Here is a 12,397-nt window from a genome sequence, read left to right as displayed (position 1 = left end):
GGCCCGCTGCCGCGGCCTCGCCGGGTGCTGCAGCCGGTGCTCCGGACGGGCTCGCCCGGGATTAGCGCACCCGCATGTGCGTATAAACGTTAGCCTGGAGCGAGCGCGGATACTGCCACGCCAGGTATTGCCGCCTGCGGCTGCGTATCCTGTTTTCGCACGGGATGCGCACCCGCATGCGTTCCACCCCGGCCGGGCCGGGCTAACAGGCCTCCCTCCCCCGGCGCCGCCAGACCACCCGCCCGGCCTTGACCACCGTATCCACCAGCTGCCCCCCCAGGCGGTACATCACATACTGGTAGGACGGCGCATCAAACACCACCAGGTCGGCCTGCTTGCCCGGCTCCAGACTGCCCAGGCGGTGGGCCTGCCCGATGGCATGGGCCGCATTGATGGTCACCGCCGTCACCACCTCGGCCGGCTGCATCTTCAGCTGGCGGCAGGCAATGCCCATCACCAGGGGCAGGGAGTTCACCGGCGAACTGCCCGGGTTGAAATCACTGGCCAGGGCCACTGCCACCCCCTGCTCGATCATGCGCCGGGCCGGCGCGTACCGCGTACCCATCAGGCAGAAGGTGGTGGCGGGCAGCAGCACGGCCACAGTGCGGGAAGCAGCCAGCGCCCGGATGCCCGGCTCGGAAATCTGCACCAGGTGGTCGGCCGACGTGGCGCCCAGCTCGGCCGCCAGCTCGGCCCCGCCCAGGGGCTCGATCTCATCGGCGTGCAGCTTGAGCTCCAGGCCCAGCCGGCGGGCGGCGCCCAGAATGTGCCGGGTTTGTTCCGGGGAAAACACTCCCGCCTCGCAGAAAACATCGCAGAACCGGGCCAGACCCGCCCGGGCCACAGCGGGCAGCATCTCCTCCACCACCAGGTCCACATAGGCCTGCGGATTATCCCGGTACTCGGGCGGTACGGCGTGGGCGCCCAGAAAGGTGGGCACCAGTTCCACGGGCTGGCTGCGGCCCAGCTCAGCCGCCACCCGCAGCGTTTTTAGCTCGGTTTCGGTATCCAGGCCATAGCCGCTCTTGACCTCGGCGGTGGTGGTACCCTGGGCCAGCATTTCCCGCAGGTAGCCCCGGGCGGTTTCTTTCAGCTGTTCATACCCGGCCGCCCGGGTGGCCCGCACGGTGTCCAGAATACCCCCGCCCCGGGCCAGAATCTCCAGATAGCCGGCGCCGGCAATTTTCATTTCCAGTTCATACTCCCGGGAGCCGGCAAAAACCAGGTGGGTGTGGGGATCCACCAGCCCGGGCAGCACCACTTTGCCCCGGGCGTCTATTTCCACGGTATCCCGGCCGGTTTCCACCCGCTGCCGCACCTCGCGGGTGGCCCCCACCGCCACGATGCGACCCTCCCGCACAGCCACGGCACCGTCCCGGATCATACCAATCTCGCTCATTGCGCGCCCCCGCCGGGGCTGCGCCGACCCGCCGGCCACCGTGATCAGCTCGCCGGCGCTGTGCAGCAAAAGGTCCACTTTTTCACCCATAGACATATCTCCTTCAAAGCCTTCCGGCATCATGCCTCAAACCGGGGCGCCCCAGCCGCGCTAACCCGCCGCCGGCCGGCAGCAGCCTGCCGGGCGGACGGCCCGTCCCCCGCGGCAAGTTTTACCACAGCGGCCCAATTTCCTGCTCCACCCGTTCCACCAGGCCGCCGCTTTGCAGCAGGGCGTGCACCCGGTGCAAATCCTGGTAGAGAATGCGGTCGCCCTCCCAGTGGGGCACCACTTCCCGCACCAGGGCGTGGGCGATGCGGCTGCCCAACCCCGGCGTGTGCTGCACGTAGTCCAGGGCCTGGGCGGCGGCTAAAAACTCGGCCGCCACCACCCAGGAGACGTTTTCCAGCACACTGCCCACCTTGCGGGCGGCTATGGAACCCATGCTGACGTGGTCTTCCTGGTTGGCCGAAGTGGGTATGGAATCCACACTGGCCGGGTGGGACAGCACCTTGTTCTCGGAAGCCAGAGCCGCCGCCACATACTGCAGGATCATCATCCCGGAATTCAGCCCGCCGTGCCGGGTTAAAAAGGGCGGCAGCTGGCCGTTTAAGGCCGGGTTGACCAGCCTTTCCACCCGCCGCTCGGCCATGCTGCCCAGTTCGGACACCGCCATGGCCAGGTAGTCCAGCACCAGGGCCAGGGGCTGGCCGTGGAAGTTGCCGCCGCTGATTACGCAGCCGGCATCGGGAAAGACCAGCGGGTTGTCGGTAGCCGAATTGATCTCGGTCTCCAGCACACTGCGCACATGGCTGATGGCATCCAGGGAGGCGCCGTACACCTGGGGAATGCAGCGCAGAGTGTAGGCGTCCTGCACCCGGTCGTGCTTTTCCCGCTCCAGCAGTTCGCTGCCCTCCAGCAGATGGCGCATGGCCCGGGCGCAGGTTTTCTGCCCGGCATGGGGCCGCGCATCGTGAATGAGGGGGCTATAGGCCGCCGGGATGCCCTCCAGGGCCTCAAAGGTCATGGCGGCGGCTATGCAGGCCCCTTTGGCCAGCCGGGTCGCCCCGGCCACGGCCAGGCAGCCCAGGGCGCTCATGTACTGGGTGCCGTTGATCAGAGCCAACCCTTCCTTGGCCTGCAGCACCACGGGCTTTAAACGGGCCTGCTTCAGCGCCTCCTCGGCGGGCAGAATGCGACCCTGGTATTCGGCTTCCCCCATACCGATCATGACCAGGGCGATATGGGACAGGGGCACCAAATCACCGCTGGCTCCCACCGAACCCTGACAGGGCACCACGGGATGGACGCCGCAGTTGAGCATATCCAGCAGTAGCTGCACCACTTCCAGGCGCACCCCGGAGTAGCCTTTGGCCAGCGAGTTGGCCCGCAGCAGCATCATGGCCCGCACCGCCTCCCGGGGCAGGGGCCGCCCCACCCCGCCGGCATGGCTCATGATGATGTTCTTCTGCAGTTCATTGCATTCTTCGGGCGAAACCGTAACCTCGCTGAATTTGCCAAAACCCGTGGTCACGCCGTAAACCGTAAGGCCATCCTCCACTATTTTCTCCACCAGGCGGCGGGCCCGCAGCAAATTGGCCTTGCCCACCACACTCAAACTGACCGGCATGTTTTGGCCGGCCACCGCCAGCACCTGTTCAATGGTCAGGCTGTTGCCATCAATAAACAAAGCGTTTAACGCCGGCCTGGTTTCCAGTTCCAGCATGCTCTTTTCCTCCTCCGCCTTTATTGTCTCTGCCAGCCCCTTGTTTGAGCAACTCTAGCACTTGCCTTTTGCGACCGCGCGCATCCTGGCCTCGCCCGAAAAATGTACCGGCCCCACCGTCAAACCGGCAATAGCCAGAGAGCTGCGTCAAACCAGCACCCAAAACCGACTTTAGTCTGGTAAAACAGAAAAGGGAGCGAAGCGCTGCGTATCGCGCCTCTACTCCCTGCCAACTAATGCCTCTGAGTAGATTAAGGGGTTATGGTATTCTTAATCACACCATACTACAAGCACAATCTTCTGACAATACCTTTTTCTCACCTCTTACATCTCACCTCTAACATCTCACTTCTCACTTCTCAACTGTACAATCCCGCCCGGTAGGCCGCCAGATAGTCGCTGCAGTATTCATCCTGGCCCAAAAGCGCCCGGGAAGCATAGTAAAAGCCCATCAGCTTTTTATCCAGCGGATCCAGAATGTAGCTGTCCATGCCCGCCGTCATGGTCTGGATTAAAAAAGCCTGGTTGAGCACCGCCCGGCTGGGCAGCCCGTAGCTCACATTGCTCAGCCCGCAGATGGTGTGCACAGCGGGAAACTCCCGGCGGATCAGGCGCAGGGACTCCAGCACCTCCAGACCGGCCCCGTCCGAGGTGCTCACCGGCTTGACCAGCGGATCGATGTAGATGTCCTCCATGGGCACCCCGGCGGCAGTGAGGTCGGTCACCAGACGGCGGGCCACGTCCAGGCGCTGCTCAGCGGTGTCGGGCATGCCGCTGTCGTCCATGAGCAGCGCCACCACTTTGGCCCGGTATTTCAGCACCAAAGGCAGCACGCTTTCGTAGCGCTCTTTTTCGGCGGATATAGAGTTGACCATGGGCTGCCCTTTGTCCACCGCCAGGGCCAGCCCCGCCTCCAGGGCCTGGGCGCTGGGGCTGTCAATGCACAGGGGCCGGTCCACGGCCTCTTTCACCAGCTGCACCAGCCACTGCATAATTTCGGGTTCATTGCCCACCATGGTACCGCAGTTCACATCAATGTAGTGCGCCCCGGCCGCGGCCTGTTGGCTGGCGATTTCCCGGATGTAGGCCGCATCCCGCTTTTCCACCGCCTCTTTGATGGCCTTGCGGCTGGTGTTGATCAGTTCCCCCACTATCAGCATAAATCAAACCCCCTATTTGTTGCTGGTTCACAGCACTGATTAATTTGTCCGCTAAAGGCGACCTGTCTGGTATTTCCCGCCCGCAGCCCCGACCGGCTATCCTTCCTCCGCACAGCGCAGCCGGGCCGGTACCCGGGAGGGGCTGATCTAAGAGAAAAACAGCGCATTTTTATGCTGCCGCGCTAAAGATGATTGATCCCCAGACCAATCACCTCGTGCTCAAAACCCTTTTTGGGTGCGCCGATGGTGCCGTAAAGAGCCACTGCCAGCCACTGGTCCCGCGGGTCGGCCGCTCTCGCTTCCCGCGGCCCCAGAACCACGGCAAAGGTCAGGCCCACAGTGCGCAGAATCTGGCCCAGCTCCAGCTGGCCCCGGCAGACGCCGTACAGGGCTTCAATGATGGCGTGATAGAGCGAGTGCATCTGGCGGTAGCTGTAATCCAGCAGCCCCTCCCGCTGCACTGCGGTTTCCACCGCGGCCACCACCTTGTCCGCCGCCATGGAACCCACCCGGCCCAGCACGGCCCGGTAACCGGCCGCTCCGGCCCGGGCCAGCAGCGCCGCCTGCTCCTCTTTTTCCGCCAGCACCAGCAAAGTGGCCACCCGGCCAATGGTGCGCATCACCTTCACCTGCCGCTCTCAGTTTGCTCCGGGCAGCATTAGCCTGCCCCGGGCGGGGCTGTTTGATATCCGAAAAATATATAAGCAAAATACTAGCAAAATTAGTGCCAACACACAAGCACTATGCTGCTCAAAACCTTTTTCGCTTAATAAAATAAGCGTTTAATCTCCCCTCACCCCGCGGTATAATATTTTTAGAGGCGGTGATCAAAAACATGAATCTGGAAACCATCAAGTTAATTACCGAACCAATATTGCGCCGGCATGGCGCAGTAAAAGCTGCCATTTTCGGATCGCTGGCCAGGGGGGACCAACACCCGGACAGCGATGTGGATATTCTGGTGGAATACGCCCGGGACAAGGCAGTATCGCTTTTCGACCACATCGCACTGACAGAAGAACTCAAAGCAATTCTGAAATGTAACGTGGAAAGCGCCGCGATAATTTCATAGAAGTTATTGACATGCAAAACACAAAACGTTATCATTTTAAGTAGACTTATTTCCTGTCATTCTAGTAGGATGGCAGGCGAGATTTTATTTGACCGGGGGTTGATACATAATTCAGCCCCTTATTATTATTTATGGGGGTGGTAAGCGATTGCCTTCCATACCGGATCGAATAGCCATATTCATTAACCCCCGATCAATCCCGACAGTTCGCAAACGCCCAATCCTTTTTCAGCAGATTAAATAGCTTGCCCAAATATGAAGTCAGAGCAGGAAAATTAGAGTTTCGAGGTATTGACAGAGACACCGGCCGGTTGATATTACAGCAAAAGCGTGTAGACATCATGCTGGGCGTTGATATGGTCATGTTGGCTTCCAAGCAAAAGATTACCCATGCAGCAATAGTTACCGGTGACAGCGATTTTCTGCCTGCCATTATTGCTGCAAAACAAGAGGGTGTTATAGTAAAGCTGTTTCATTCCAACTACAAAAATGCGATAGAAAATATCAATTTAAGACCACACCGGGATCTCTGGGAAGCAGCCGACGAAAGATATGTCATTTCACAGGATGTAATTAATTCCATATTAAGAAAATAAAAGCGGGGGACCCCCGCTTATTTTTCCTCACCCCATCTCCACCCGGCGGTCGGCCAGGGCCTCTACGTCCTGCCGGTCGTGGGTGACAAACAGGGCGGTGGTTCCGGCCGCCCGGATAATGCGACGCACCTCGCCCCGCAGGCGGTCGCGCAGGTGGGCGTCCAGGCTGCTGAAGGGTTCGTCCAGCAAAAGCACGGCCGGGCCGGGGGCCAGGGCCCGGGCCAGAGCCACCCGCTGCTGCTGGCCGCCGCTGAGCTGGTGGGGATAGCGATGAACCAGTTCGGCCAGCCCGGTCAAGGCCAGCAGCGCCTTCAGGCGCTCCCGGCGCTCCGCCCGGGGCAGCCGGTTGATCCCGTAGGCGATGTTTTTCTCCACCGTAAGATGGGGGAAAAGGGCGAAATCCTGAAAAACCATGCCCACCCCCCGCCGCTCGGGCGGCACAAAAATGCCGTCGCCCACCATCAGGCGCCCCCCGATGCTGATACGCCCCCGCCGGGGCCTCTCCAGACCGGCCAGCAGGCGCAGCACGGTGCTCTTGCCGCAGCCCGAAGGCCCCACCAGCGCCACTATTTCCCCCGCCTCCACAGTAAGCTCAAACCCCTCCAGCACGGGCGCCACCGCACCCGGGTAACCAAAGAGCAGATCGTGCATTTCTATAGCAGACATTTTATCCCCCCGCGCCTCCAGATTCTAACCCAACACCATCCCGGAAATATTGCCGCCCACCCTGCACCAGGCTCCCGGAAAAGCTGCCGCCCTGCTCTTGGCCGGCACACGGCTCCGCCCTTCACCAGCGGCGTCCACCGCTTTCCAGCCAGCAGACCGCCAGCGTGCTCAGGGCCACAATCACCAGCGCCGGTACCGCCGCTTCGGGCAGCATCTCATCGCCGGCGTACTGGAACACCTTGCCCGCCAGCGTTTGGAAGTTGAACGGGCGCAGCATCAGGGTGAGCGGCAGTTCCTTGATCACTTCCACAAACACCAGCAAAAAGGCCGCAGCCACCGCCGGGCGCAGCAGGGGCAGATCCACCCGCCAGAAGGTGGCCGTCACCCCCGCTCCCAAAGTGCGGGAAGCCTCGCTAAAGCGGTGGCCCAGCCTGGCAAAACCGGCCTGCAGAGGATTAAAACCCATGGCCAGAAAGCGCACCACCAGGGCGTAAATCAGCATAACCAGGCTGCCGGCAAGCAACAGGCGTTCAGCCTGCGGGCTGAAAAAGCGATACAGAGGGTACAGGTAACCATCCAGGGCGATGAACCAGGCCAGCACACCTATGGCAATGACCGGGCCGGGGATGGAATAGCCCAGCACCGTAGCTCTGGCACAGGCGGACGCCAGCCCTCCCCGGTGCAGGCGGCTGTAGTTAGCCACGACCAGAGCCACCACCAGAACCAGCATGCTGGCCACCAGGGCCAGCAACAGCGTATCCACCAGCAGGCGGGCAAAGTCCCCGCCCAGCACCCGCGGCCAGCTGTGCCCGGCCCAGTAGACCAGCTGTCCTAGCGGCAGGAAAAAGCCCAGTCCGGACACTGCCGCGCAAAAACCCGCGGCCAGCCAGCCCCGCACGCCGGCCAGCCGCCAGAGCGCCAGAGGCCGGGAGCGGGCGCCGGCCGGGCTGTACTTTTTACCTCCCCGCAGCCGGCCCTCCAGCCAGAGCAGCAGCACCACCACCAGCATGAGCACCGCCGCCAGGCGCACCGCCGCGTCCACATCGCCCATACCGAACCAGGTCTTGAAAATGGCCGTGCTGAAAGTGGGCAGGCCGAAATAATGCACCACCCCGTAATCCCCCAGCACCTCCATGGCCACCAGGCTGGCCCCGCCCACCAGGGCGGGCCGGCTCAAGGGCAGCGCCACATCCCAAAACACCGCCAGCTGCCCCCGGCCCAGCAGGCGGGCCGATTCGATCTGGGAAGCCGCCTGCTTTTCCCAAAAAGCCCTGGTGACGGCATACACATAGGGATAAAGCACCAGGGTAAAGATAAACACCGCCCCGGGCAGGTTCATGATGTCAAACCAGGCGGCGGGCGGTTCCCAGACCAGCTGCCGGCGCAAGAAAGAGCGCAGCGGACCGGTGTAGCCGAGCAATCCGCTGTAGGTGCAGGCAGCGATATAGGGCGGCAGGGCCAGGGGCAGGTAAAGAGCCCGGCGGAAAAAAGCGCGCAGGGGAAAATCACAGGCGCTGACCAGCCAGGCCAGGACCGTACCCAAAAGCGCCGTCCCCAGGACGGTAAACCCCGCCAGCTGCAGCGTATGGAGCAGGTAATCCCGGAACAGATACTGCCGGACATGCGCCCAGTTTTCCCCCGCCGGCTTAAGGAGCTGTCCGAAAATGCGCCCGGCGGGCAAAAGGAGCAGCAGCAGAAAAAGAAGGCTGAGCAGCGCCCAGCCGTCCCCCATTTTTAATTTACTTCCAGCCCACCGCATCAAAGATCCGCACCGCTCTGGCATTGTTTTCCCCCAGCACTGTCAAATTAATATCCTGCGCTTTGAAGTCGCCCCAGCTTTGGAGCAGCGGCGCGGGCTGCACCGCCGGGTTGGCCGGATACTCGAAATTGGCCTGGGCGAACTGCTCCTGGGCCTGCTTGCCCGCCAGAAACTCCATGAGCTTTACAGCGTTCTCCCTGTTTTGGGCCGCCACGGTCAGGCCTATCCCGCTCACATTGATGTGCGTACCGCTGGTCTGCTGGTTGGGGAAGAATACGCCCACCTTTTGGGCGGCTTTCACTTCCTCGGGATCGGAGGAGTGGAGCATCTTGCCTATGTAGTAGGTATTCACAATGGCCACATCGCCTTCCCCGGCGGCGATGGCCTTGACCTGGTCGCGGTCATTGCCCTTGGGCGGCCGGGCCAGGTTGGCCACAATGCCCTGCGCCCACTTTTGCGCCGCCTCTTCTCCATCTCTTGCCTTTACCCATACTGTCACTCCTTTTGTGAATGATAATTATTTTCGTTATCAATTATAAAGCTCTCCGGTCATTCAGTCAACTAGATACTAAGCGCAATTTGCCCCGGCGTCTTTCCCGAGGAACCCGGCTGGATTTCCGGCCAGGCACCCGGCAAAAGCGCAACAAATAGTTTTATACAATACTCGCGCAGTGTGGCCCGGCGGTCTGGCACATTTTTTGTATTTTCATACAATTCAAATAAATGATCGCAGGAGGGATCAGTCCGTGAGCCAGCTGTTGTGGCAGCCCACGCCCGAGCAAATTGCCGCCAGCAATATGACCGCCTTCATACAATATGTAAACAGAAAGTATCAACTGTTTATACAGGATTACAACCAGCTCTACCAGTGGTCCATCGACCGGCCGGCCGACTTCTGGGCGGCCATGTGGGAATTCGGCGGGGTGATCTTCTCGCAACCCTACAGCCAGGTAGTGGTCGACCTGGACAAAATGCCCGGAGCGCGCTGGTTTTTGGACGCCCGGCTCAATTTCGCCCAGAACCTGCTGCGCTACCGCGACGAGCAAACCGCCCTGATTTTCCAGGGCGAAGGCCGCCCGGCGGAGAAAATCAGCTACGCCGCCCTGTACGACCTGGTCTCCCGCACCGCCCGGGCGCTTAAGGCACTGGGTGTAAAGCAGGGGGACAGGGTGGTGGGCTTCATGCCCAACCTGATCCAGACCGTGGTGGCCATGCTGGCCGCCACCAGCCTGGGAGCCATCTGGTCCTCCTGCTCGCCCGATTTTGGCATCAAAGGCGTGCTGGACCGCTTCGGCCAGATCGCCCCCAAAGTGCTGTTCACCGCCGATGGCTACTTTTACGGCGGCAAGGTCTTCGACTCGCTGGAGCGGGTGCGGGGCCTGCTGCCCGAACTGCCTTCCATTGAAAAGGTGGTGGTGGTGCCTTACGCCCAACCCGAGCCCGACCTGTGCGCCCTGCCGGGGGCCGTGCTCTGGGAGGATTTCCTGGCCCCCTACCCGGCGGGCGAAATGGAGTTTGTCCAGCTGCCCTTCGACCACCCGCTGTACATCATGTATTCCTCGGGCACCACAGGCATTCCCAAGTGCATCGTGCACGGGGCCGGTGGCACCCTGATCCAGCACTTGAAGGAGCTCCTGCTGCACACCGACTTAAAGCGCAGCGACACCATTTTCTACTACACCACCTGCGGCTGGATGATGTGGAACTGGCTGGTCAGCTCCCTGGCCGTGGGCGCCACCGTGGTGCTGTACGACGGCTCGCCCTTTCACCCTCACCCCGGCGCCCTGTTTGAAATGGCCGCAAAGCAGGGGATCACGGTCTTCGGCACCAGTGCCAAATACCTGGCCGCCGTGGAAAAGGAGGGCGTGCGGCCGGGCAAACAGTACGACCTGTCCGCCCTGCGGGCCGTGCTCTCCACCGGCTCGCCGCTTTCCATGGAGAGCTTTTACTACGTCTACCGGGAAATAAAGCAAGATTTGCAGCTGGCTTCTATTTCGGGCGGCACCGACATCATCTCCTGCTTCGCCCTGGGCAACCCCACCGGGCCGGTCTACGCCGGGCAGCTGCAGTGCCGCGGTCTGGGCATGAAGGTGGAAGCCTTCGACGAGCAGGGACGCAGTGTGCTGGGCCAAAAGGGCGAGCTGGTCTGCACCATGCCTTTCCCCTCCATGCCCCTGGGCTTCTGGAACGACCCGGAGGGCAAAAAATACCGCGCCGCCTACTTCGATTACTACCCCAATATCTGGCGGCACGGCGACTATGTGGAAATCACGCCCCAGAATGGCCTAATCATCTACGGGCGCTCGGACGCCACCCTCAACCCGGGCGGCGTGCGCATCGGCACGGCCGAGATTTACCGCCAGGTGGAAACCCTGCCCGAAGTGCTGGACAGCATTGTGGTGGGCCAGGACTGGCAGGGCGATGTGCGGGTGATCCTGTTTGTCAAGCTGGCCCCCGGTGTGGAGCTGACCGAGGAACTACAGAATAAAATCCGCCGCACCATCCGGGAGAACACCACGCCCCGCCATGTGCCGGCCAAAATCCTCACCGTGCCCGACATACCCTACACCATCAACGGCAAAAAGGTGGAGCTGGCGGTGCGCAATGTCATCCACGGCCAGCCCGTGCTCAACCAGGACGCCCTGGCCAACCCCGGAGCCCTGGCCTACTTCGCCCACCGGGCCGAGCTGGAGAGCTAAAAGCCGGCATGCAAAAAGCAGCCCTGCGCGGGCTGCTTTTGGTTTCTACTTGCCACTGACATAGGGGGGTTCTTTAATCCCCAGACGCCTTTTCAGTGCCGCCTGCAATTCGTATGAATAACTCAACCCCGCCCGATCCGACATGATTTTCAGCCAGCGGGGCAGTGTAACAGTAGCGGTAACCGATTTATGGGCCATTTTGTCCCTGAAGGCCGGCATCCAGGCTTCTATCAAAACGGGAATCTGGTTTTTTTCCAATGTTAATTCAGTGATCCGCGATGGCTTGGGAATCTCATCCCCATCTTCTTCCATGCCATAAAGGTGCAGCTGCAGGGCCTCCCTGGCCATGGATATGGCGTCTTCTTCGGTATCACCACAAGTAACACAACCCGGCAAATCAGGAAATTCTACAGTTATACCATCATCGTCAAACGATAGGATTGCCGGATAAACATAGCAATCTTTCATTATTATTGATCCTCCTGAGCGGTTTTACTCGATCGGGACTTTATGGTAAACGGAGACCCGCCTGTTTGAAAATACTCCTTGCTGTTCGTTTGGGAACAGACTTTTTCGGATGGGGCACGGTAACTTTTCCTGATTTTACTGGATGGATTAACTGATAATGAGAACCTTCAACGTTTACAATAATTTCTGATAATTACTTGCTCCATAAAGGATGCGCATTATTACCACCTGACGTTCTTTTTCGTCAACCAGATAAAAGACAAGATAATTATCCACAATCAGCTTGCGATAACCGCGTTTTTTCAAAGGTTCATCCAGTACACGGCTGCCGGAAAGTGGAAAGTCTTTCAATCGTCTTATGCTGGTTTCAATTTTGTCCATCAAGCTCTCAGCAGCCGCCGGGGCAAAAAGATTACTGGCAATATACCCAAATATGTCGTCCAAATCCTCCACGGCTCTGGGGGTAAACTTCAGGCTATACTCCCTGCCTTCCATACTTTGCCCTCAGCTTTCTGAGAACCTCTTCTCCATCTAACAGGGGTGCGCCATTGGAAATTTCCGGGGCATCCAAACCACCTCGTATTGACACAATCATGACATAAATATGTGCAAAAAACAAGGTAAGGTTTATAAAAACAGACCACCATAAATAAAACCGGGGGAGGCTCAGGCCTCCCCCGGCTTGCTTTCCGGTTCGGCTGTTTTTTCCGGCAGACCACCTGCCGCCCCGGTGCTCCCCGGCCCGGGCGGCTCGCCGCCCGGGCCGCCCGGCTGGCCCACCACAAGCTGCGGCATGGTCGCCAGGTCGGGGAG

13 protein-coding genes are annotated in these 12,397 nt (G+C 60.5%); 3 read left to right on the top strand and 10 right to left on the bottom strand.

Annotated elements, in window-relative coordinates; genetic code table 11:
• Positions 1–202: 202 nt before the first annotated feature.
• From hutI to ACUVTU_RS12290, 4 genes are all read right to left on the bottom strand, one after another.
• The gene (gene hutI / locus ACUVTU_RS12305; protein ID WP_445890255.1) at positions 203–1,489 is read right to left on the bottom strand and encodes an imidazolonepropionase; all 1,287 of its coding nucleotides are present in this window, start codon (positions 1,487–1,489) and stop codon (positions 203–205) included.
• A 121-nt stretch (positions 1,490–1,610) separates the two neighbouring features.
• Complete coding sequence (gene hutH, locus ACUVTU_RS12300) at positions 1,611–3,164, bottom strand: histidine ammonia-lyase (RefSeq protein WP_445890254.1); 1,554 nt, start codon at positions 3,162–3,164, stop codon at positions 1,611–1,613.
• A 359-nt stretch (positions 3,165–3,523) separates the two neighbouring features.
• Positions 3,524–4,324: a methyltetrahydrofolate cobalamin methyltransferase gene (locus ACUVTU_RS12295; protein ID WP_445890253.1), complete on the bottom strand. Its 801-nt coding sequence runs from the start codon at positions 4,322–4,324 to the stop codon at positions 3,524–3,526.
• Positions 4,325–4,506: 182 nt separating this feature from the next.
• Entirely contained in the window at positions 4,507–4,944 is a 438-nt protein-coding gene (locus ACUVTU_RS12290; protein WP_445890252.1) for a HutP family protein, read from the bottom strand.
• 215 nt (positions 4,945–5,159) lie between these two features.
• Between ACUVTU_RS12290 and ACUVTU_RS12285 the strand changes: the two genes are divergently transcribed.
• Entirely contained in the window at positions 5,160–5,396 is a 237-nt protein-coding gene (locus tag ACUVTU_RS12285; RefSeq protein WP_445890251.1) for a nucleotidyltransferase family protein, read from the top strand.
• Positions 5,397–5,641: 245 nt separating this feature from the next.
• Positions 5,642–5,992: an NYN domain-containing protein gene (locus ACUVTU_RS12280; protein WP_445890250.1), complete on the top strand. Its 351-nt coding sequence runs from the start codon at positions 5,642–5,644 to the stop codon at positions 5,990–5,992.
• A 27-nt stretch (positions 5,993–6,019) separates the two neighbouring features.
• Here ACUVTU_RS12280 and ACUVTU_RS12275 read toward each other — a convergent pair whose 3' ends face one another.
• The 3 genes from ACUVTU_RS12275 to ACUVTU_RS12265 form a co-directional block, all read right to left on the bottom strand.
• Positions 6,020–6,658, bottom strand: coding sequence for an ABC transporter ATP-binding protein (locus ACUVTU_RS12275; RefSeq protein ID WP_445890249.1), 639 nt, complete (start codon positions 6,656–6,658; stop codon positions 6,020–6,022).
• A 121-nt stretch (positions 6,659–6,779) separates the two neighbouring features.
• Positions 6,780–8,390, bottom strand: a complete 1,611-nt coding sequence (locus ACUVTU_RS12270) for an ABC transporter permease (protein WP_445890248.1) — start codon at positions 8,388–8,390, stop codon at positions 6,780–6,782.
• Between the two features lie 7 nt (positions 8,391–8,397).
• Positions 8,398–8,916, bottom strand: a complete 519-nt coding sequence (locus tag ACUVTU_RS12265; RefSeq protein WP_445890247.1) for an extracellular solute-binding protein — start codon at positions 8,914–8,916, stop codon at positions 8,398–8,400.
• Between the two features lie 247 nt (positions 8,917–9,163).
• On the opposite strand from ACUVTU_RS12265, the gene ACUVTU_RS12260 reads away from it, so the two are divergent.
• A complete protein-coding gene (locus tag ACUVTU_RS12260) occupies positions 9,164–11,116 on the top strand; it encodes an acetoacetate--CoA ligase (protein ID WP_445890246.1) in 1,953 nt (650 codons plus the stop codon).
• Positions 11,117–11,161: 45 nt separating this feature from the next.
• Here the strand turns inward: ACUVTU_RS12260 and ACUVTU_RS12255 are convergent, their stop codons facing one another.
• Genes ACUVTU_RS12255 through ACUVTU_RS12245 form a run of 3 tightly spaced genes read right to left on the bottom strand, consistent with a single transcriptional unit; the run spans position 11,162 to position 12,079 of the window.
• Complete coding sequence (locus ACUVTU_RS12255; protein WP_445890245.1) at positions 11,162–11,584, bottom strand: type II toxin-antitoxin system HicB family antitoxin; 423 nt, start codon at positions 11,582–11,584, stop codon at positions 11,162–11,164.
• A 40-nt stretch (positions 11,585–11,624) separates the two neighbouring features.
• On the bottom strand, positions 11,625–11,732 hold the full coding sequence (locus ACUVTU_RS12250; protein ID WP_445890256.1) for a type II toxin-antitoxin system HicA family toxin: 108 nt from the start codon (positions 11,730–11,732) through the stop codon (positions 11,625–11,627).
• 26 nt (positions 11,733–11,758) lie between these two features.
• Positions 11,759–12,079: a type II toxin-antitoxin system RelE/ParE family toxin gene (locus ACUVTU_RS12245; RefSeq protein ID WP_445890244.1), complete on the bottom strand. Its 321-nt coding sequence runs from the start codon at positions 12,077–12,079 to the stop codon at positions 11,759–11,761.
• Positions 12,080–12,397: the final 318 nt, after the last annotated feature.

The sequence above is a fragment of the Desulfurispora sp. genome (assembly GCF_052744395.1).
Note: the sequence above shows the minus strand (reverse complement) of the source record. Positions and strands in the feature narration are given on the sequence as shown.

Bases quoted from the DNA above. Each gene is read 5' to 3' on its own strand.
- hutI (WP_445890255.1), bottom strand. From the start codon at position 1,489: ATGGGTGAAAAAGTGGACCTTTTGCTGCACAGCGCCGGCGAGCTGATC.
- hutH (WP_445890254.1), bottom strand. From the start codon at position 3,164: ATGCTGGAACTGGAAACCAGGCCGGCGTTAAACGCTTTGTTTATTGAT.
- ACUVTU_RS12295 (WP_445890253.1), bottom strand. From the start codon at position 4,324: ATGCTGATAGTGGGGGAACTGATCAACACCAGCCGCAAGGCCATCAAA.
- ACUVTU_RS12290 (WP_445890252.1), bottom strand. From the start codon at position 4,944: ATGCGCACCATTGGCCGGGTGGCCACTTTGCTGGTGCTGGCGGAAAAA.
- ACUVTU_RS12285 (WP_445890251.1), top strand. From the start codon at position 5,160: ATGAATCTGGAAACCATCAAGTTAATTACCGAACCAATATTGCGCCGG.
- ACUVTU_RS12275 (WP_445890249.1), bottom strand. From the start codon at position 6,658: ATGTCTGCTATAGAAATGCACGATCTGCTCTTTGGTTACCCGGGTGCG.
- ACUVTU_RS12270 (WP_445890248.1), bottom strand. From the start codon at position 8,390: ATGGGGGACGGCTGGGCGCTGCTCAGCCTTCTTTTTCTGCTGCTGCTC.
- ACUVTU_RS12255 (WP_445890245.1), bottom strand. From the start codon at position 11,584: ATGAAAGATTGCTATGTTTATCCGGCAATCCTATCGTTTGACGATGAT.
- ACUVTU_RS12245 (WP_445890244.1), bottom strand. From the start codon at position 12,079: ATGGAAGGCAGGGAGTATAGCCTGAAGTTTACCCCCAGAGCCGTGGAG.